Raw genomic sequence first — 19,763 nt, 5'->3', positions numbered from 1 at the left:
AGGCTGGAGACGCCACCCAATGCAACCGATGCCCGCCCAATCGGCAAACGGGGCCAACGCACCCATCCCGCCACAATGGCGCCGCCGACGCGACGAGAAAGAACGCCGCCTGACCGCAGCGCGCCGCATTGCCCACGGCAAGGTCATTCCCACTGGCGACATCGTCGCCGCGCTCGAAGCGCTGCTCGCCCCGCGCGACCGCGTCGTGCTGGAAGGCAACAACCAGAAGCAGGCGGATTTCCTCTCTCGCTCGCTGGCCAAGGTGAACCCCGAGCGCCTGCACGATCTGCACATGATCATGCCCAGCGTGAGCCGCGCCGAGCATCTCGACATTTTTGAAGCCGGCATCGCGCACAAGCTCGACTTCTCGTTTGCCGGGCCGCAAAGCCTGCGCATCAGCCAGTTGCTGGCCGACGGGCTGCTGGAAGTCGGCGCCATCCACACCTACATCGAGCTGTATGCACGGCTGGTGGTGGACCTGATTCCCGACGTGTCGCTGGTGGCCGGTTTCAAGGCCGACCGCGACGGCAACATCTACACCGGCCCGAGCACCGAAGACACGCCCGCGCTGGTCGAGCCCACTGCGTTTTCCGATGGCATCGTCATCGTGCAGGTCAACGAGATCGTCGATGACCCGGCCGACCTGCCGCGCGTCGACATTCCCGGCTCGTGGGTCGACTTCATCGTGCAGGCCGACAAGCCGTTCTACATCGAGCCGCTGTTCACGCGCGACCCGCGCCTCATCAAGCCCGTGCACGTGCTGATGGCGATGATGGCCATTCGCGGCATCTACCAGCGGCACAACGTGCAGTCGCTCAACCACGGCATCGGCTTCAACACCGCTGCCATCGAGCTGATCCTGCCGACGTACGGCGAACGCCTGGGCCTCAAGGGCAAGATCTGTCGCAACTGGACGCTGAACCCGCATCCGACGTTGATTCCCGCAATTGAATCCGGCTGGGTGGAAAGCGTGCACTGCTTCGGCACCGAGCTGGGCATGGAGCGCTACGTGGCCGCGCGCCCCGATGTTTTCTTCACCGGCCGCGACGGCTCGCTGCGCTCGAACCGCATGCTCTGCCAGCTCGCCGGCCAATATGCGGTGGACCTCTTCATTGGCGCGACGCTGCAGGTGGATGGCGACGGGCATTCGTCCACCGTCACGCGCGGTCGGCTGGCCGGTTTTGGCGGCGCGCCCAATATGGGCCACGACCCGCGCGGCCGCCGCCACGCCACGCCTGCGTGGCTGGATATGACCGAACCCGTGACGCTGCTGGAGCGCGGCAAGAAGCTCGTCGTGCAGATGGTCGAAACGTTCCAGGAAGGCGGCAAGCCGACCTTTGTCGACACGCTGGATGCGGTGGCCGTGGCCAAGCAAAGCGGCATGCCGCTGGCGCCCATCATGATCTACGGCGACGACGTCACCCACCTGCTGACCGAAGACGGTATCGCCTATCTCTACAAGGCACGTTCGCTGGAAGAGCGGCGCGCGATGATTGCGGCAGTGGCGGGCGTCACGTCGATCGGCCTGCGGCATGACCCATCCAAGACCGAACAGATGCGCCGTGACGGCCTGATCGCCCTGCCGGAAGACCTTGACGTGCGCCGCAGCGATGCCAGCCGTGAATTGCTCGCCGCCAAGAGCATCGCCGACCTGGTCGAATGGTCGGGCGGCCTGTACGATCCGCCTGCACGCTTCCGGAGCTGGTAATGGAGAAGACATTGCAACGGCCCCTGCCGGCCAGCCCGAGAGCACGTGCGAAGCGATTGGCCGCGCTGGTCGTGTCTGCCCTCATCGACGAGGTGACGCTGTCGCCCAAACCCGGTCTGGTGGATGTGCGTGGCAACGGCGCACATCACGATCTGGACTGGACGCTGATGGTGCATTCCGCCCAGACCCTGCGCCCGGCGTTTGAAGCCATGGCATTGGCTGGCGCGCAGATCGAAATGCAGGCCGGTGCACAACTCGCGCTGCGCGAGCGCATCGGCCGCCTCGGCCGCGAAGGCGAAGCGGCCATGTTCGATGCCACCGGCGGCATCAACACGCATCGCGGTGCCATCTGGGCGCTCGGCCTGCTGGTCACGGCTGCAAGCCAAGCGCCGCATGCATTGAGCGCAGCAGCAGTTGCGGGGCGCGCGGCGCAACTGGCCAACATCCCGGATCGCTTTGCGCCTGTCTCCACTGGCCACAAGGGCGAGCGCGCCTGCAATGACTACGGCGTGGGCGGTGCGAAGGGTCAGGCCTGTGCCGGCTTTCCGCACGTGATCAAGGTCGCGCTGCCGGCGTTGCGCCATGCGCGCGCTGCAGGCATTCGCGAAGACCATGCGCGCGTGGATGCATTGCTTGCCGTCATGGCTGCGCTGGACGACACCTGCGTGCTCGCACGCGGCGGCGCCAAGGCACTGCACATCGTGCAGACCGGCGCAGCCACCGTGCGCGCAGAAGGCGGCTTGGCCACAGCGCAAGGCCGTCGCGCTTTCCGCACGCTTGAACAAGACATGCTGGCGCTGCACGTGTCGCCCGGCGGCGCGGCCGACCTGCTGGCTGCCGCACTCTTCCTCGACCGCCTGCCCGCAAGCGCGCGCGCAGCGTCCGACACCGAATCCGCTCATCAGGAAATCGAACATGGAGCAGCTTGATTTTCAGTTCACCGGCGGCGCACCCGCCGCGCGCCGTGCATATGCCGGCGTGGTCGGCTCGGGCGACCTTGAAGTGTTGCTGACGCCGGGCAACGCCGGCCAGATCGACGTGGCCATCACCACGTCCGTCAATGGCATGAGCGCGACGTGGCAGGCGCAACTTGCGCGTGTGTTCGGCTCGCACGCGTGGCCGGCGGCCAAGATCATCATCAACGACTTCGGCGCGACACCGGCCGTGGTGCGGTTGCGGCTTGAGCAGGCGCTTGAATCGCTTCAGGCGATCGGGTCATAAGGAGAAGCCATGTCACGCAACCCGATTGAACGCGACAGCTTTATCGAGCGCGATGCGCGCCGACGCGCCATTGCCCTGCTCGACCCCGGCACCTTCCGCGAGCTGCTCGACCCATTCGAGCAATTGACCTCGCCGTGGCTGCCGCGCCAGGGCATCGTCACGCAGGCCGATGATGGCGTGGTGGTGGCCCGCGGGACGCTGGGCGGGCAACCTGCGGTGGTGCTCGCCATTGAAGGCGCCTTCCAGGGCGGCAGCATGGGCGAGGTGTCCGGCGCCAAGATTGCCGGCGCGCTGGAGCTGGCGGCAGAAGACAACCGCAACGGCATTCCCACACGCGCCGTCATCGTCTTCGAAACCGGCGGCGTGCGACTGCAGGAAGCCAACCTGGGCCTTGCCGCCATTGCCGAGATCCACGCAGGCATCCGTGCGCTGCGCGAGTACGGACCGGTGATCGGCATCACCGCGGGCGTGGTCGGGTGCTTTGGCGGCATGAGCATCGCCGCGGGCCTGTGCAGCTACCTGCTGATGACGCGTGAGGCACGCCTCGGCCTGAACGGCCCGCAGGTGATAGAGCAGGAAGCCGGCATTGAAGAATACGACTCGCGCGATCGCCCCTTCATCTGGAGCCTGACCGGCGGAGAGCAGCGCGCCGCCACCGGCCTGGCCGATGTCTGCATCGAAGACGATTCCGTCGCCATCCGCGCGCAGGTGATCGAGTGGCTGCGCGCCGGCGCGCCCAAGCACCAGAGCAGCGAGCAGATCGACCACTACCTCGCACAACTTGCCGCCGTCGACACATCACGCCAAGCCACGGCAGAAGATGTGCGCATGCACTACGCAAAGGACGTCGCATGAGCCAGAACGAACTTTCCACGCGCGGCGCAACCTGGATGCGTGCGCTTGCCGACGGCACACCGGTGCCGGGTTACGGCAGCACGCTGCAAGTCGTCGATGCGGCGCTCGCAGGTCAGCCCGCGCGCTACATCGCCGTCGTGCCCGATGCCGAGAACCGCTTTCCTCGCGCACGCAACGGTGAAGTTGGCCTCATCGAAGGCTGGCAGCTTGCGCGTGCCGTGCGCGATGTGATGACAGCAGATGCCGCGCAGGAAAAGAAGCGCGCCATCGTCGCCGTCATCGATGTGGCAAGCCAAGCCTACGGGCGCCGCGAGGAGGCCTACGGCATCCACCTCGCCCTGGCTGCAGCGGCGGATGCCTACGCTGCCGCCCGCCTGGCCGGTCACCCCGTCATCGGCCTCATCGTCGGTCGCGCCATGTCGGGCGCCTTGCTGGCGCACGGCTACCAGGCCAATCGGCTGCTCGCACTGGACCACGCCGACGTGATGGTGCACGCGATGGGCAAGGCCGCAGCGGCGCGCGTGACGCTGCGCTCGGTCGCCGACCTGGAACGCCTCGCGCAAGAGATTCCGCCGATGGCGTACGACATCGCCAGCTTCGCGTCGCTCGGCTTGCTGTGGAAACTGCTGAAGGTCAAATCCGCCGACGCACCCGACGCCGGAGACGTCGACACCGTGCAGACCGCACTCGCCGCAGCACTGGCCAATATCGCGGCTGATCCATCGCGCGGCCTGGAAAGCCGCCTGGGCGCACCGCTGCGCAGCGCATCGTCAGAAGTCCGCAAACGCCTGCGCGAGCAATGGAACACGCAGTCAGAAGGCGCATAACGAACAGGAGACACATCGCGGCGTGAACACATACGCCCCGACGGTTTGGCCGTACCTGCCCTAGATGGCGCCTTCAATTTTTGTAAGCGGGCGGAAAAAAGGCGGGGAACTGTCTGAGCGCAGCGAGTTTTCCCCGCCTCCGCCCGGTTACGAAAATTGAAGGAGTCTTTCGCCATCTCGGGCGCGCCTTTCTTTGCTTACTTTCTTTGGCAAGACAAAGAAAGTGAGTCAGCCCCGGCAGGGGATGAAACAAAGGATGCACCAGCAAAGCAAAACAAAGTCCTCAACCCTCGATCACCAAAACACCACACAACAGGCGACCCATCGCCGTTCCTTCAGGAGACAAAGACGTGATCATTTACGGTACAACCCTGCTGGCGCTATGTCATCTCGCCGGCCTCTTCCTGGGCGATCTGCTCGGCCAGGCCATCGGCGTGAAGGCCAATGTCGGCGGCGTGGGCATTGCCATGCTGCTGCTCATCTTCGCGCGACTCTACCTGCACAGGCACGGGCTCATGCCCGCCGCCACCGAGGCGGGCGTCTCGTTCTGGGGCGCGATGTACATCCCGGTGGTAGTGGCCATGGCGGCCACGCAGAACGTGGTGACGGCACTGCGCGGCGGCCCCGTTGCGTTGCTCGGTGCCATCGGCGCGGTGATCGTGTGCGGTGTGTGCATCGCGGTCATCAACCGCACAGGCAACGCGGAAGACCGGCGCCCCCTGCCCCCGCTGCCTGAAACCGAACAAGTCCGCGCTTAAGGAGCCGCACCATGCTGTCAATGCTAGAGAAAGTTCTGCAGCACAACGGGCTGGTCGCGGCGTTCGCGCTGGTCGGCATCGTCATGGGCCTGTCGATGTGGGTGTCCAAGAAGCTGACGTTCGGGCGCGTGCATGGCTCGGCCATCGCCATCATGATCGGGCTGGTGCTCGCCTATTGGGGCGGCATGCAGACCGGTGGCGAACGCGGCCTGGCTGACCTGAAGCTGTTCGGCGGGATCGGCCTGATGGGCGGGGCCATGCTGCGCGATTTCGCCATCGTGGCCACGGCCTTTGAAGTGCAGGTGACTGAGGCACGCAAGGCCGGCATGATCGGCGCCGTCTCGCTGCTGCTCGGCACGGTGCTGCCGTTCATCGTCGGCGCGTGTGTTGCCTATGCCTTCGGTTACACCGATCCGGTGAGCGTCACCACCATCGGCGCAGGTGCCGTCACGTACATCGTCGGGCCGGTGACCGGTGCAGCGCTGGGTGCCACCTCCGATGTGATGGCGCTGTCGATTGCCACGGGGCTCGTCAAGGCGATCCTGGTGATGGTCGGCACGCCATTCGCTGCCAAGGCACTGGGCTTGAACAACCCGCGCGCGGCCATGGTGTTCGGCGGATTGGCGGGTACGGTCAGCGGGGTGTCGGCGGGTCTGGCGGCCACGGATCGGCGCCTGGTGCCTTACGGCTCGCTGGTGGCGACGTTCCATACGGGTATCGGCTGCCTGCTCGGGCCGTCGATCCTGTTCCTGGCTACGCAGGCATTGCTGCGATGACACCCACGCCGCTGCGCGCGCACGATCTGCTGTGGGTGTCGGAGATGCCCACAGCGACGGATGGCACTCCCCTGCCGGACTGGGCCATCACGGCATGCCGGCAAGGCGCGCCAGTCGTTGTGCGCCGGGCCCCGCGCGGCAGCGATGGTGCAGTGCCCGTCGGCCTGCGCGGCGGTGCGCGGCATGAACGCTGCGCAGCGACGGTGTCTGCCAGCAGCATCACGCGTGTGGTCTCGCCCGAGGCGCTGGCCGCCACAACGGCCTCCATCGCACCCGACGCGCCGTTTGCGGCACTGCGCACCTTGCGTGCGCTTGCGCCAAAACTCGACCCGCTGGGCTGGGCGTGGGGCCCGACCGGCGGTGCGGGCTTCGCGCTCGCCAGTGGCTTGCCGGTGCTGCATGCGGATAGCGATCTCGATCTCGTGCTGCGCATGCCGCATGCACCGTCGGCCGCGCAGCGCAATCAGCTCGTGCACGTGCTGGCCGAAACCGAATGCCGCGTCGACCTGCAGATCGACACCGGGCGCGGTGGATTCGCGTTACGCGATTGGCTGGCGTCGCCGCGTCAAACGTTGCTCAAGACCGATCACGGCCCACACCTCGTTGCAGATCCGTGGAGCGAATGCGTATGAGCGTGCTCTTCATGTTTCCTGGCCAGGGGAGCCAACGCGTGGGCATGCTGCATACGCTGCCTGACGACCCGGCCGTGGCGCAAACATTGAGCGAGGCGGGCGACGTGCTGAGCGTCGATCCGCTCACCCTCGACACCGCAGAGGCGCTGCGTTCGACCGTGGCCGTGCAGCTCTGCCTGTTGATTGCCGGTGTGGCTGTGGCACGCACGTTGGTTCGGCAGGATGCGGGGCCGGACATGGTGGCGGGCCTGTCGATTGGCGCGTGGCCTGCAGCCGTCATTGCAGGCGTGCTGGAATTCAGCGATGCGCTGTGTCTTGTACGCCTGCGCGGGCAACTCATGGAAGACGCGTACCCCAGCGGCTACGGCATGGCCGTCACGGCCGGACTGACTGAACCCGAGGTCGCCGCCATCGTGGCGCAGGTCAACTCGGCCGCAACGCCAGCCTATGTCGCCAACCTGAATGCGGAACGGCAGATTGTCGTGGCGGGCAGCGATGCGGCGCTCACGCAAGTCATGACGCGCGCGCATGCGGCGGGCGCATCGACGGCAACGCGGCTGTGCATGGCAGTGCCGTCGCACTGTCCTCTACTTGACGCACAGGCTGCCGAGCTGGCTACCGCCGCCGCAAAGGTCACGGCCCACACGCCGCAACTCACCTACGTCAGCAGCAGCCGCGCGCGAGCGCTATTCCGCGCAAACCTCATCGTTGAAGACCTGGCCTGGAACATGGCGCGGCCGGTGCTGTGGCATGACACGGTGCGCCACGCGTTTGAGCGTGGCGCACGGATGGCCGTGGAGATTGCGGGCAACGGTGCGCTGATGCGCCTCGCACAGCCCGTCTTTGCAAATGACGCGGTGCTGGATGCGAGCAGTGGGCTCGATGCGGTGCGGGTGCGAATACAACGCCAGCGGCGTTTGGACAGCCGATAGCGGATAAAAGAAACGGAGCTTCGCGCCCCGTTTCCTTTTGCCCCTCGCCGCTTAAACGATTTCCCGCGTTTCCATGAACTGGATGTCCGGAAACCGCTCCTGCGTCAGGCGCAGGTTCACTTGGCTCGGCGCCAGGTACACGTAGTCGCCCGCACCGTCCAGCGCCACGTTGTGGCCGGCCTTGTCGATCAGCTTGTCGATATCTTCCTGCTTGCCGCGCAGCCAGCGGGCCGTGGAGCACTCATGCGGCTCGAAGATGGCATCGACGCCGTACTCGTGCTCCAGGCGGTGCGCCACCACGTCGAACTGCAGGATACCGACGGCGCCCAGCACCAGGTCGTTCGAGGCCAGCGGGCGGAACATCTGCGTGGCGCCTTCTTCGGCCAGTTGCTGCAAACCCTTCTGCAACTGTTTGAGGCGCAGCGGGTTGTTCAAGCGCGCGCGACGGAAGAACTCCGGCGCAAACGACGGGATGCCCGTGAACTTGAGCGTCTCGCCCTCCGTGAATGCGTCGCCCAGCCGGATCGTGCCGTGGTTGGGCACGCCGATGATGTCGCCGGCGAACGCCTCTTCCGTGGTGTTGCGGTCCTGCGCCATGAACGTGATGGCGTTGTTGATGGCGACCGTCTTGCCGGTCGACACCTGCAGCAGCTTCATGCCGCGCTCGAAGCGCCCCGAGCACACGCGCACAAAGGCGATGCGGTCACGGTGCTTCGGGTCCATGTTGGCCTGGATCTTGAAGACGAAGCCGGTGAACTTCTCTTCCATCGGCTTGACTTCGCGCGTTTCGGTGGGGCGCGCCAGTGGCTCGGGCGACTGGTCGACCAGCGCATCCAGCAACGACTGCACACCGAAGTTGTTCACCGCCGAGCCGAAGTACACCGGGCACTGCTTGCCGGCCAGGAACGCCTCTTTGTCGAACGTATGCGATGCGCCGCGCACGAGTTCGATGTCGATGCGCAGTTCTTCGGCCTGCGAGCCCAGCACGCGATCCAGCTCCGGGTTGTCCAGGCCTTGAATCAGGCCGGCGGTGGCGCCCTTCTCGCTGTCGGCATTCGGATCGAACAGCTGGACCGTATCGTTCACAAGGTGATACACGCCCTTGAACGACTTGCCCATGCCGATCGGCCACGTCATCGGCGCGCACTGGATCTGCAGCACGCTTTCGATTTCATCGAGCAATTCGATGGGCGCGCGGCCTTCGCGGTCGAGCTTGTTGATGAACGTGAGGATGGGCGTGCTGCGCAGGCGGCAGACGTTGAGCAGCTTGATGGTCTGCGCTTCCACACCGTTGACGGAGTCGATCACCATCACGGCGGAGTCGACGGCCGTGAGCGTGCGGTACGTGTCTTCCGAGAAGTCTTCGTGGCCCGGGGTGTCGAGCAGGTTGACGATGTAGTCGCCACCTTCGTTCCGATACGGGAACTGCATCACCGACGACGTCACCGAGATACCGCGCTGCTTTTCCATCTCCATCCAGTCGGAGGTGGCGTGGCGGTTGGCCTTGCGCGCGCGCACGGCGCCGGCCATCTGGATGGCGCCGCCGAACCACAGCAGTTTCTCGGTCAGCGTGGTTTTACCCGCATCCGGGTGGGCAATGATGGCGAACGTCCGGCGGCGCCGGATCTCCTGCTGCAGCGTACTCACGGGCAAAAACCGAAAGGGAGAAGTGATGAATGCGCCCATGGCGTGGGCGCTGGCTGGCGGGGTCATCCCGGCGGCCGATGGACTGCCCGAACGGAGTTGTCAATCCGGGGCAGCCGAGATTGTACGCGATCGGCGCCCTTGCTTAAGATCGACTGATCCGAGCCCCAAACAGGGGAAACCCCCTAGGAACCGTCCCCCGGACGGAGGAGACCAACCCGTTGTGGGAATGCGCTGACAACCCTTTCGGAGTCGATGTTATCGAAGTTGTCATGAAGCTCCCGTATTGTGGAGGCCGTCGCGAAACCCGCCTTTGGGTACGCCGCGACGTCGAAAGAAGCAAAGAAGCAAGGAGTCCAACATCGTGCGTAGTCGAACCCCTGTCGATCCGGCAGTGCAACGCATCATCGAGACCACCCGCAAGGCGTGGCAACTCGACGAACAAAGCGTGCGCGCGGCGCGTCAGCAGCGTGCCGCCAATCGCCGCAAACGGATCAAAGCCCTGCCGCAGGACAGCCTGCAGGCACTCGCCGCACTGGCCCTGCAAGCTGAAATCTGGGCCGTGCGCAAGACCGTGGTGACGGTCGGCTAGCCGCGCAGTTCCTCACCGTGTCGAGGGCCACAGTCGTGGCCCTTTTCTTTTGGGCGTCATACGGCCGCGGGGTCGCATGAGAGGGGGCATGGCGGTTGCTTGTGATTGGCTGACATGACTCAGCTCAGGAGGCCGACATGACAGAACTGACCCCCAAGCCGCCCACCAGCAGCAATGGCACCAACGGCACACATGGCGCCAACGGTGCGACCATCACCACGCTGCATCCGCAGATCGACCACACCGCGCAGCGCGTCAAAGATGCCACGGCAGAGGGCATCGACCGGCTGGCGAGCGTTCTTTCCACGGCGCTCACGCAATTCGACAAACGCACCGAACAGTTGAAGAACCTGCACGCGAATGTCTCGGAACAGGCGAGCGGCTCCGTGCGCCAGCATCCGGTCATTACGATCGGCTTGGCGTTCGTGGCCGGAATGCTGCTGGAGCAGTTGACGCGGGATTGAGTTGGCGTCTCAGGGCTTAGCCGCTGTTGCGCGCGGCGGTTCGGGTTGCCCCCGTCCCGCCACTGGACAGATTTGCCGCCAGCGTTGGGTTGAGCAAGGCCGCCTGCGCGGCCGCACCGGTCTGACCTGACGCTTCGTACTGGCGGCTGCCGAATCGCAGCGCGTATTGCCGCGTGACCAGCGCCCCAAAGAAGAAGATCTGGGCGGAGTAGTAGATCCACAGCATCAGCGCCACCACCGAACCCGCTGCCCCGTAAGACGACGCCACAGCGCTGTTGCCGAGATACAGGCCGATGAGATGTTTGCCCAGCGTGAAGAGCAGCGCCGTGACGACGGCGCCCAGGGCTACGTCGCGCCAAGCCACGCGCGTTTCGGGCAGCATTTTGAAAATGGTGCCGAACAGCAGCGCAACGACGGCAAACGAGAACGCCGACGACAGCACCTGCGCCACCAGCAGCGCAATACCCGAAGTGGAGCCCGCCCACAACGCGCCCCAAAAGCGCTCCACCACGGCCAGCGCCGCATTGATGGTGAGCGACACCAGCAGCAGAAACGCCAGCACGAGGATCAGGCTGAACGACAGCAGGCGCGAACGCAACAAGCCCCAGAGCCCTGCCTGTTGGCGCGGCGGCACCTCCCAGAGTTCATCCAGGCTGTCCTTGAGTTCGGAGAAGGCCGTAGTGGCGCCCACCAGCAATAGCGCGACGGCCGTGACCGCCGCGAAGAGGCCACTGCCCGAGCGCCGCGTGGCTGCGAGCACGGCCTCCACCGCAGAGGCACCCTGCGCGCCCACCAGCCCCTGGATCTGCCCGAAGATTTCGCCACGCGCCGCCTGTTCGCCAAAAAACAAGCCGGCAATGGAGATGACCAGCACCAGCACCGGTGCCATCGAGAACAACGTGTAGAACGACAACGCCGCGCCCTTGCTCGCGGCGCGGTGCGCAGACCACTGCCGCAGCGCCCCCATCAGCACTTGGGCAGAGCGCTTGAGCAGGTCGCGGTCGAAGAAGGCAGCCAGGCGCATGGGGGATCCTTGCAAAGCGACGCGGCCAGCGCTGTGCCGGCCTCGACCTTGAGCCTAGTCAGCGCACGGCACGCGCGCAAGCGCGACCGTGGCTGCGAGGAGTCTTGAGGGCTGACGCCCTCAGTCGTTACCGCTGCCCAGCAACCGGCTGATCAGAAAGCCTGCGCCGAAAGCCAGGCCGATCGTCGCAAGCGGATGCGAACGCATGCAGTCCGCCGCGTCGCTCATCAAGCGCTGCTGCGAGGCGCGCCACTGATCGCGCTTGGCCGCGGCCTCGTCAAGTGCGGTGGCCGCAGCGTCGGCAGTGCGGTCGATGGCCTGTGCCGTGGTCGCCTTCACACGCTCGGCGGCTTGCGCCACGTCGCCGCGGATGAGGTTGCCATTGGCATCCGATTTGGGAAAAGGATTGGTTTGAGACGGTTCCATCAGTCGGTGCTCCTGGGGTTGCATGGCATCGTGAGAGCCGGGTTGAAAGCTGTACGCTTCATCCCGGCGTCATCCTCTGCCCGCGACCAAGCCCCAGATCAGGCTGACCACAAACAGCACCACGAAAATCATGAAGAGAATCTTGGCAATGCTCGCTGCGCCGGCAGCGATGCCGCCAAACCCGAGCACGGCCGCAATCAGGGCGATGATGAAAAAGACGACTGCATAACGCAGCATGGTGACCTCCTGTGCAGTTGAGTGAGCTTGCCGCCATGGGGCGGATACCCCACTGGTTCAGCAAGCCGCGTACCGCGCCAGGATGTCGGGTTATGCCTCGGTGGCATGCGCGCGGCCGGAGCCCGCGCTGTTGCCGTCGCCGCCGTCGTCGGCGTTGCTGTTGCCGTATTCCTCCAGCCGGTTGTAGAGCGTCTTGAGGCTGATACCGAGCAGTTCAGCCGCGCGCTTTTTCACGCCGCCGCACTGTTCCAGCGTGGCGAGGATGATCTTCTTGTCGGCGCTCGCGAGTGAGGTGCCGACTGAAATCGTCAGCGTGGAACCGGACGAAACCTGCGTGCTCGACACCTGCAGCGGCACGTTGGCCGTATCGATGCCGGCGTCGTCCGACAGGATGTACGCGCGTTGCACGTAATTGCGCAGTTCGCGCACGTTGCCCGGCCAGTGATAACCGCGCAGCGTGTCCATGGCCGGCGGCAGGAATGCCTTCTTGGTATTGCTCTGCGCGTTGAGCTGATCCAGGAAATGCTGGGCCAGCAGCTCGACATCCTTGCCGCGCTCGCGCAGCGGCGGCAATTGCAACGGAAACACGTTCAGGCGGTGATACAAGTCGGCGCGCAGCTTGCCATCGGCCACGGCCTCTTCGGGGTCGCGGTTGGTGGCGGCAATCACGCGCACGTCGGAGTCGATTTCGCGATTGGTGCCCACGCGCATGAACACGCCGGTTTCCAGCACACGCAGCAGTTTCACCTGCAGCTCGATCGGCATCTCGGTAATTTCATCGAGGAACAGCGTGCCGCCGTTCGCGCGCTCGAAATAGCCTTTGTGCTGACGGTCTGCGCCGGTAAAGCTGCCGCGCTCGTGGCCGAACATTTCCGACTCGATCAGGTTGGGCGAAATGGCGCCGCAGTTGACTGGCAGGAACGGCTGCTTGCGACGCAGGCTGAGGTCGTGGATGGTCTGCGCGGCCAGTTCCTTGCCGGTACCCGACTCGCCAATCAACAGCACGGTCGCCTCGGTGGGCGCCACGCGGCTGACCTGGTCATACAGCGTCTGCATCACCGTGGAATTGCCGAGCATCTGCCCGAAGAGGCCCAAGCGGCGCAGCTCGCCGCGCAGGTTGCCGATTTCGGCTTTCAGATCGCCGGGGCGCGGGATGCGCGCCAGTACGGATTTCAAGCGCTGGAAATTGACGGGCTTGACCAGGTAGTCGGCCGCGCCCATGCGCAGCGCCTCGACGGCGGTTTCCACGCTGGCGTGGCCCGTCATGACGATGATCTCGGTGCCGGAGTGCGGCGCGATGTCTTCCATCAGATCCATGCCATTGCCGTCGGGCAGCACAAGATCGATCAGCACGGCATCGGGGCTATGACGCGACATCTGAATGCGCGCATCGCGCAGCGACCCGGCCAGCGCGGTGGTGAAGCCTTCGGCGCCCACCAGCTCACCTAGAGCGGCACGTGCGTTGGCATCGTCTTCGACAATCAGGATATGTGGCATCTCGATTTGGTTGGATGAACCGGTATGTGCCGGCAATCATGCATGGCGCAACGGTGCGCTGGGCGGCAGAACCGGCGGCAGGTGCAAAAAGTATTCCATCCAATACAACCTCGGCGATTGCGTGCGAAAACCCGCGTTGGCAATGTTGGCGTCGGTAATTTTTACACGCACGCATGCAAGAAATGGAACGAATGCATCACACCACGGCGAGCCGTTGGTATCACGCACGAGTCAGCATAGTTGAGATGGTCGGCGCTTCGCCACCTGCGGGTTGAAATGGATACCTTACGCCGCTTTGAAATGTGAAACCCGCGCGGCATCTGCGTCTCAGGCCCGTTTCTTGTCAGCGTTTGGCCGACAGGATGGAAGAAACGTCAGCGCATGCCCGACATACAACGCGCTTGGGCGGACCTGATAATGGCTCAACTTTTCAACACAATGTGACGGGATGACGACGTACCCTGCCTTCCGAAGACTGCATCGCTGACGATGCAGCCACTCGCCAGGACGTCCCCGTCGCAACCAACCACGAGGGAGCCATGTCCTTGAGCGAAGCCTTCGCCGACGAACGTGCAGTGACCGTTGGGCGCCTGAGCTATCCCCCTGCCCTGGCCGACTTTGACGACACCGAGCGCGTGCCGTCGGACGCCGAAACATCCCCCGCCCAACCGATTGCCGAGCCGGATTTCGGCCACCTCTACGGCCGCTCGTCGGTGATGCGCGCGCTGTACGACCAGATTGGGAAGGTGTCAGGCACGCTGGCCACGGTGCTCATCATGGGCGAATCGGGTACGGGCAAGGAATTGATCGCGCGCACGGTGCACGACATGAGCCCGCGCGCAGACCAGGCCTTTATTGCGGTGAACTGCGGCGCCATCTCGCCCAACCTGATCGAGTCGGAACTGTTCGGCCACGAGAAGGGCAGCTTTACTGGCGCGGCCCAACGTCATATCGGCTATTTCGAACATGCCTGCGGCGGCACGATCTTCCTCGATGAAATTACCGAGATGCCGGTCGAGATGCAGGTCAAGCTGCTGCGCGTGCTGGAGACCGGCGTGTTCATGCGGGTGGGCGGCACCGAGCCGATCCAGACGCGTGCGCGCATCATCGCGGCCACCAACCGCAACCTGCTGGAAGCGGTGAGTGACGGTGCCTTTCGCGAAGATCTGATGTATCGCTTGGCCGTGGTGCCGCTGCAGGTACCGCCGCTGCGCGATCGCGAAGACGATATCGAAGAGCTGGCCTTGCACTTCCTTGCCCAGTTCAACGCTGCGCACCAGACCGACAAGGTGTTTTCCCGCCAAGCTCTGGCGTCGCTGCGTGGCCAACCGTGGCCCGGCAATGTGCGTGAGTTGCGCAACGCTGTGCAACGCGGCTACATCCTCGGCGAGAAAACCGTCGAACTGGCTGCGCCACTGGCGCCCGCACGCGGCCCCGCGCGTCCGACCGTCAAGGAAGGTGTGCTCAGCCTGTCGGTGGGCGTGACGCTGGCCGATGCGCAGCGCGCAATGATCCTGGCCACGCTGGAGCATTTTCATGGCGACAAGCGCCAAGCCGCCAAGACGCTCGGTGTCAGCCTGAAGACGCTGTACAACCGCCTCGACCTCTACCAAAGCACCGCGGCCGCCGCCATGGCGGCTTGACCGCGCGCTTTCAAGCTCAACCGCCCCCCGGCTCTGACGCACCCACCGCATCCGCGCTGACGTTCTAGCGCGGATGCGCGTGCGCGCGTTCGCCCGGATGCTCGTGGCGGCGGCGCTCCTGCGGTTCCGGCGTAGGCCGGCGCGGAGTGGGTTCGGTCTCCGCGCGGGCGCGCGGGCCCGTGCGGACGGCGGTGGTGAGTGTCATCGGCATGGCGAGCCCTTCCCTTTCAACGTTACTGACCTTGCTTCGAGCTACCGGGGTAGGAATTCCCGGTGGTCGTTGCGGCCTCATTGCCCCCGGCCTGCACGCCCGAGTGCGACATGTCGCCCGCGCTGTTGGTACCGCCCGGCATGGTCGAATTCGATTTCGATTTCTTGTGATGGCGATGCTTCTTGTGCATCGGCTTGCTGGTGTCACTGCCACTACCCGCGGCGGGGGCCGCGTCGTTGCCGGGCATCGCTGTATTGGCCGTGCGGTCGGCAGTCGAAGACGGCGGGTCGGTGCGCTTGCCCGGCGCCTTGGTGGGGTTGCTGGATTCCTGGTTGTCGACCGGTGCGGTCGTCGTCTGGGCGACGGCCGTGCCGATGCCAAGCCCGAAGATGGCGCTGGCGAGGGCAGCGGTCAGGAAACGTGTTCGCATGTGGTTTCTCCTGGGATGTGATGTGCGGTAAGAAGGCAGACGGAAGCGCACTGCGGCGCGTCTCCCGCCCTCCAGCGCAGCAACGCATGTACCTGCGGTGCCACCCCTCTGCGTCTGCCGGCCCACTCTGCAACCACCTCCTGTGCTGTCATGTGCCGGCAACAATGCGCATATAAAAACGACATGACCATGTAGAAACGGCGTGCCAGCCGCCCGTAAAGCCTTGTGGCGACTGGCTTTGTTGACATGGCATACCCTTTGCATCGAAGCGGTGACCGGTCGACGGAAATGTCGACGCCCACTCACCAAAGGAGGCAAGGCGAATGGTCAAGGCCGCTCTGGAAATGCGTGCGAAGCAGCATCTCGCGCTCACGCCGCGACTGCAGCAATCCGTCAAGCTGCTGCAGTTGTCTGCAACCGAATTTGCGCAGGAAATGCAAGAAGCGCTCGCAAGCAATCCGTTCCTGGAAGAGGTCGAGCAAGAAGCGGGGGCGCAGCCCGATGCGGCACGCACCGGCGACATTGCCATTGCGCCCGATCTCGACGGCGCCGCGGCTGACCACACGCCTGTAGACGATGCCCCGCTGGAAACCACCACCAGCGCCATTGAAACCGACGCGACGCTGGCCGCATCGGAAGATTTCCCGACCGACTTCAGCACCTACTACAGCCACGGCGGCGCCCACCATGGCGACGGTGAAGACAGCGACATCGGCGAATGGGTCCACTCCACGCCGAGCTTGCGCGAGCACCTGCATCAGGAGTTGCGCAGCTATCGCCTGTCCGAGCGCGACTGCCTCCTCGCACAGACGCTGATTGAAGCGCTGGACGACGACGGTTACCTGCGCCAGTTGCTCTCCGAGCTGATTCCACTCGCGCCGGTGGAGCCGCCGCCCACCGAGAAGGAGATGCAGATTGCGCTGGCGCTCGTGCAGAGCCTGGACCCGCCGGGCGTGGCTGCGCGTGATCTGGCGGAGTGCCTGCGCCTGCAGATCGAAGCCCGCCCCGCCGACACCGAAGCCGAAGAACGCATCCAGGAGATCGCGCAAGACATCGTGCGCAGCCACCTGCCCCGATTGGCCAAGCGCGAATTCACGCAGATGCGTCGCGCGCTCGCCTGTACCGAAGAGGAGTTGCGCGACGCCTGCGCACTGATCCGCATGCTGGACCCGCGCCCTGGGCTGCGCTTTTCGCAGGCCCATGCGGGCTACATCGTGCCGGACGTGATCGTCACCAAGATCAAGGGCAAGTGGGTTGCCCTGACGAACCCGGCGGTGGCGCCGTGCGCGCGCGTCAACAAGGTCTACGCAGAGCTGTTTGCCCAGACACGGGGCCACAATCGCACGCCGCTGGCGCACCAACTGCAGGAAGCACGCTGGCTGATCCGCAATGCGCAACAACGCTTTGCCACGATCCAGCGCGTGGCCGAGGCGATCGTCGCGCACCAGAAGCACTTCCTGGAATACGGGGAGGTGGCCATGAAGCCGCTGGTGCTGCGTGACGTGGCTGAAGAGCTGGGACTGCACGAATCGACCATCTCGCGCGCCACGGGCAACAAGTACATGGCCACGCCGCGCGGCATCTTCGAGTTCAAGTACTTCTTCTCGCGCCAACTGGCCACCGACACCGGCGGCGCCTGCTCGGCCGCTTCGGTGCGGGCATTGCTCAAGGAGATGATCGAAGCCGAAGATTCGGACGCGCCGCTCTCCGATGTGTCGCTCGCCAAGATGCTGGCCGAGCAGGGCGTGATCGTTGCGCGCCGCACCGTGGCCAAGTATCGCGGGCTGATGCGCATTGCGCCGGCCGAAATGCGGCGCCAGGTCTGACGCGCCCGCCACCGACAGGAGCCCCGTGCGCAAGCTTCCCACCAATCACGACTCGCCACACCGCGTCGACGATGCGATGACCGCGTCATTGCATCTGGCCGACGTGACGATGTTCTGGGCGGCGGAAAGCGGTGGCGTCAAACGCTACCTGCGCGCCAAGCACGACTTCCTGCGCTCCACGCACTGGCGGCACACGCTGGTCGTGCCGGGTACGGCGGACGACGCGAGCAACGAGATCGCCGTGGTACCCGGCGTGCCGCTGCCGCTGTCGCATGGTTATCGCATTCCCTTGCGGACCGGGCCGGCCATGCGGGCGCTGTGTGCGCTGTCGCCGGACCTGATCGAAGCCGGCGATCCTTATCGGCTCTCGTGGGCGGCGGTGCAGGCTGGCGCGCAACTGCAGGTGCCGGTGGCGGCGTTCTATCACTCCGATCTGCCCGCGTTCTTCCGCCGGCTGGGCGGACCGCCCGCAGAGCTGGCCGCAGCGGCGTACGCCCGCAAGCTGTATCCGCACTTCGATACGGTGTTCGTGCCCAGCCGCTACATCGCGCAAAAAGTGGCTGACCTGGGCGTCCAACGCATTGAACTGCAACCGCTGGGCGTGGACACGCGCCTGTTCCACCCAGCGCGGCGCTCGCTGCGCTGGCGCGAACAGCTTGACCTGCCGCGCGATGCTCGCGTGCTGCTGTACGTCGGCCGCTATGCACCCGAGAAAAATCTGCACGTGCTGTGTGATGCAGTGGACAAGCTCGACGACGGCAGCGTGCTCGTCACCATCGGTTCGGGTCCGACACCGCCACGTGGCAAACACGTGCGCGCGCTCGCTTATGAAGGCGATCCGCAGCACCTGGCCGCGGCCATGGCGAGTGCCGATGCGTTTGTGCACGCGGGCGATCAGGAAACATTTGGCCTCGTCGCGCTGGAAGCGATGGCCAGCGGCGTCCCGGTCGTCACCTGCGCGGCCGGCGGCTTGAGCGAGCTGGTGAACGAGCGCGTGGGCTATGCCGTGCCGCGTTGCCGCGCCGACGATTTCGCCCAGGCGCTTCAGGCGCTGCGCCAACGCGATCCGGTGGAACTGGCGCACGCGGCGCGACGCCACGCCATGCGATACGACTGGCGGGCCGTGCTGCCGCAACTGATGCAACGCTATCTGATGCTGCTGGGCCGACAAACCGGCACCACTGCGGAAACCACCACCCCACAACCGGCTCGCGAGCGCGTGCGTGCATCGCGCGGCCGGTAGCCCCGACCGATCCTGTTCATCATGTCGCGCCATCTCATTCTTGCCATGCACGATGTCACGCCGGCCACCTGGCCTGCGTGCAAGGTGTTGCTCTCTGCGTTGGATGAGGTGGCGCGCGTACCAAAGTCTCTGCTGGTCATTCCGAACTTTTATCGCGGCCCCACCGCACGCAGCAGCGAGCGCTTCTGCCGCGTCATGAGCGAATGCCTGGCCGAGGGCGATGAGCTTGTCCTGCACGGCTATGCGCACCTGGACGACCAGCCCCCCGGCGGCGTGATCGACCAATTGATCCGCACGCGCTATACCGCCGGCGAAGGCGAATTCTCTGCGATCCCGCTGGCAGCGGCGCGTGCGCGCATTGAAGCCGGCGCCGCATGGTTTGCCGCCAACGGTTGGCCGCTACATGGCTTCGTCGCCCCGGCGTGGCTGATGAACCCCGCCACCTGGGAGGCGCTCGACGGACTGCCGCTGCGCTATACGACCACGCTGCAGCGTTTCTTTTTGCTGCACCCCCGGCGCCCGCTGAAGGCACCGTGTCTGACATACAGCGTGCGTTCGCCGGCGCGCCGGCTGGTGTCGCGGTATTACCTGCGCTGGCTGGCGCAGCAACACGCAGAGGCACCACTGGTGCGCCTTGGCTTGCATCCGGCCGACGCGGCGCACCCGGACGTCATTCGTCATTGGCAAGAGCTGCTCGCCGCGTGCCTGGAGACGCGCACGCCCGTCACGAAGAACGGCTTTGCGCAGGTGCTGGCCCAGGCGTGGATGGGCGGCCCGGAAACCGCCGTCGCCGGGCACGCACAAACATCGTATTGAG

The 19,763-nt window shown here is 65.3% G+C and carries 21 protein-coding genes; 15 read left to right on the top strand and 6 right to left on the bottom strand.

Annotated elements, in window-relative coordinates; all coding sequences use genetic code 11:
- Positions 1-19: 19 nt before the first annotated feature.
- From mdcA to mdcH, 9 genes are all read left to right on the top strand, one after another.
- Positions 20-1,708, top strand: a complete 1,689-nt coding sequence (mdcA, locus tag ACU8YE_RS16555) for a malonate decarboxylase subunit alpha (protein WP_446929191.1) — start codon at positions 20-22, stop codon at positions 1,706-1,708.
- Complete coding sequence (locus tag ACU8YE_RS16550) at positions 1,708-2,637, top strand: triphosphoribosyl-dephospho-CoA synthase (RefSeq protein WP_446929190.1); 930 nt, start codon at positions 1,708-1,710, stop codon at positions 2,635-2,637. The genes mdcA and ACU8YE_RS16550 overlap by 1 nt, the downstream gene beginning before the upstream one ends.
- Positions 2,624-2,929 (top strand): malonate decarboxylase subunit delta, encoded by a 306-nt coding sequence (locus tag ACU8YE_RS16545; protein WP_260801093.1) that lies wholly within the window; start codon positions 2,624-2,626, stop codon positions 2,927-2,929. Before ACU8YE_RS16550 ends, ACU8YE_RS16545 begins: the two co-directional genes overlap by 14 nt.
- A 9-nt stretch (positions 2,930-2,938) precedes the next feature.
- Positions 2,939-3,784 carry a biotin-independent malonate decarboxylase subunit beta gene (locus ACU8YE_RS16540; protein WP_446929189.1) on the top strand — a complete coding sequence of 282 codons (846 nt, stop codon included), beginning with the start codon at positions 2,939-2,941 and terminating at the stop codon, positions 3,782-3,784.
- On the top strand, positions 3,781-4,611 hold the full coding sequence (mdcE, locus tag ACU8YE_RS16535) for a biotin-independent malonate decarboxylase subunit gamma (RefSeq protein WP_446929188.1): 831 nt from the start codon (positions 3,781-3,783) through the stop codon (positions 4,609-4,611). The genes ACU8YE_RS16540 and mdcE overlap by 4 nt, the downstream gene beginning before the upstream one ends.
- A gap of 350 nt (positions 4,612-4,961) precedes the next feature.
- The gene (gene madL, locus ACU8YE_RS16530; RefSeq protein ID WP_433868398.1) at positions 4,962-5,369 is read left to right on the top strand and encodes a malonate transporter subunit MadL; all 408 of its coding nucleotides are present in this window, start codon (positions 4,962-4,964) and stop codon (positions 5,367-5,369) included.
- A gap of 11 nt (positions 5,370-5,380) precedes the next feature.
- Entirely contained in the window at positions 5,381-6,145 is a 765-nt protein-coding gene (gene madM, locus ACU8YE_RS16525; RefSeq protein WP_012430902.1) for a malonate transporter subunit MadM, read from the top strand.
- Positions 6,142-6,777 (top strand): malonate decarboxylase holo-ACP synthase, encoded by a 636-nt coding sequence (locus ACU8YE_RS16520; RefSeq protein ID WP_446929187.1) that lies wholly within the window; start codon positions 6,142-6,144, stop codon positions 6,775-6,777. Before madM ends, ACU8YE_RS16520 begins: the two co-directional genes overlap by 4 nt.
- On the top strand, positions 6,774-7,709 hold the full coding sequence (gene mdcH, locus ACU8YE_RS16515) for a malonate decarboxylase subunit epsilon (RefSeq protein ID WP_446929186.1): 936 nt from the start codon (positions 6,774-6,776) through the stop codon (positions 7,707-7,709). Before ACU8YE_RS16520 ends, mdcH begins: the two co-directional genes overlap by 4 nt.
- Positions 7,710-7,760: 51 nt before the next feature.
- Here mdcH and ACU8YE_RS16510 read toward each other — a convergent pair whose 3' ends face one another.
- Positions 7,761-9,356, bottom strand: a complete 1,596-nt coding sequence (locus ACU8YE_RS16510; protein ID WP_232038832.1) for a peptide chain release factor 3 — start codon at positions 9,354-9,356, stop codon at positions 7,761-7,763.
- A 361-nt stretch (positions 9,357-9,717) separates the two neighbouring features.
- Here ACU8YE_RS16510 and ACU8YE_RS16505 point away from each other — a divergent pair, with 361 nt between their 5' ends.
- Both ACU8YE_RS16505 and ACU8YE_RS16500 read left to right on the top strand, forming a co-directional pair.
- A complete protein-coding gene (locus ACU8YE_RS16505; RefSeq protein WP_232038831.1) occupies positions 9,718-9,945 on the top strand; it encodes a hypothetical protein in 228 nt (75 codons plus the stop codon).
- 137 nt (positions 9,946-10,082) lie between these two features.
- Positions 10,083-10,409 carry a hypothetical protein gene (locus tag ACU8YE_RS16500; RefSeq protein ID WP_232038830.1) on the top strand — a complete coding sequence of 109 codons (327 nt, stop codon included), beginning with the start codon at positions 10,083-10,085 and terminating at the stop codon, positions 10,407-10,409.
- Between the two features lie 16 nt (positions 10,410-10,425).
- On the opposite strand, the gene ACU8YE_RS16495 is transcribed toward ACU8YE_RS16500, so the two are convergent.
- The 4 genes from ACU8YE_RS16495 to ACU8YE_RS16480 form a co-directional block, all read right to left on the bottom strand.
- Positions 10,426-11,433, bottom strand: a complete 1,008-nt coding sequence (locus ACU8YE_RS16495) for a YihY/virulence factor BrkB family protein (RefSeq protein WP_446929185.1) — start codon at positions 11,431-11,433, stop codon at positions 10,426-10,428.
- A gap of 120 nt (positions 11,434-11,553) precedes the next feature.
- Complete coding sequence (locus ACU8YE_RS16490; protein ID WP_045205628.1) at positions 11,554-11,859, bottom strand: hypothetical protein; 306 nt, start codon at positions 11,857-11,859, stop codon at positions 11,554-11,556.
- 69 nt (positions 11,860-11,928) lie between these two features.
- A complete protein-coding gene (locus tag ACU8YE_RS16485) occupies positions 11,929-12,096 on the bottom strand; it encodes a DUF1328 domain-containing protein (RefSeq protein WP_004632450.1) in 168 nt (55 codons plus the stop codon).
- 90 nt (positions 12,097-12,186) lie between these two features.
- A complete protein-coding gene (locus tag ACU8YE_RS16480) occupies positions 12,187-13,593 on the bottom strand; it encodes a sigma-54-dependent transcriptional regulator (RefSeq protein WP_045205627.1) in 1,407 nt (468 codons plus the stop codon).
- Between the two features lie 539 nt (positions 13,594-14,132).
- On the opposite strand from ACU8YE_RS16480, the gene ACU8YE_RS16475 reads away from it, so the two are divergent.
- Positions 14,133-15,236: a sigma-54 interaction domain-containing protein gene (locus ACU8YE_RS16475; protein ID WP_446929184.1), complete on the top strand. Its 1,104-nt coding sequence runs from the start codon at positions 14,133-14,135 to the stop codon at positions 15,234-15,236.
- Between the two features lie 233 nt (positions 15,237-15,469).
- On the opposite strand, the gene ACU8YE_RS16470 is transcribed toward ACU8YE_RS16475, so the two are convergent.
- Complete coding sequence (locus ACU8YE_RS16470; protein ID WP_446929183.1) at positions 15,470-15,877, bottom strand: hypothetical protein; 408 nt, start codon at positions 15,875-15,877, stop codon at positions 15,470-15,472.
- Between the two features lie 323 nt (positions 15,878-16,200).
- On the opposite strand from ACU8YE_RS16470, the gene ACU8YE_RS16465 reads away from it, so the two are divergent.
- From ACU8YE_RS16465 to ACU8YE_RS16455, 3 genes are read left to right on the top strand one after another with little or no spacing between them, the layout of a single operon-like run.
- Positions 16,201-17,703: an RNA polymerase factor sigma-54 gene (locus ACU8YE_RS16465; protein WP_232038826.1), complete on the top strand. Its 1,503-nt coding sequence runs from the start codon at positions 16,201-16,203 to the stop codon at positions 17,701-17,703.
- Between the two features lie 25 nt (positions 17,704-17,728).
- Positions 17,729-18,946 (top strand): glycosyltransferase, encoded by a 1,218-nt coding sequence (locus ACU8YE_RS16460; RefSeq protein ID WP_446929182.1) that lies wholly within the window; start codon positions 17,729-17,731, stop codon positions 18,944-18,946.
- Between the two features lie 21 nt (positions 18,947-18,967).
- Positions 18,968-19,762: a DUF2334 domain-containing protein gene (locus ACU8YE_RS16455; protein ID WP_316879711.1), complete on the top strand. Its 795-nt coding sequence runs from the start codon at positions 18,968-18,970 to the stop codon at positions 19,760-19,762.
- Position 19,763 lies beyond the last annotated feature (1 nt).

The sequence above is a fragment of the Ralstonia sp. VS2407 genome (assembly GCF_052950655.1).
This window is presented reverse-complemented; position numbering and strand designations above follow the sequence as displayed.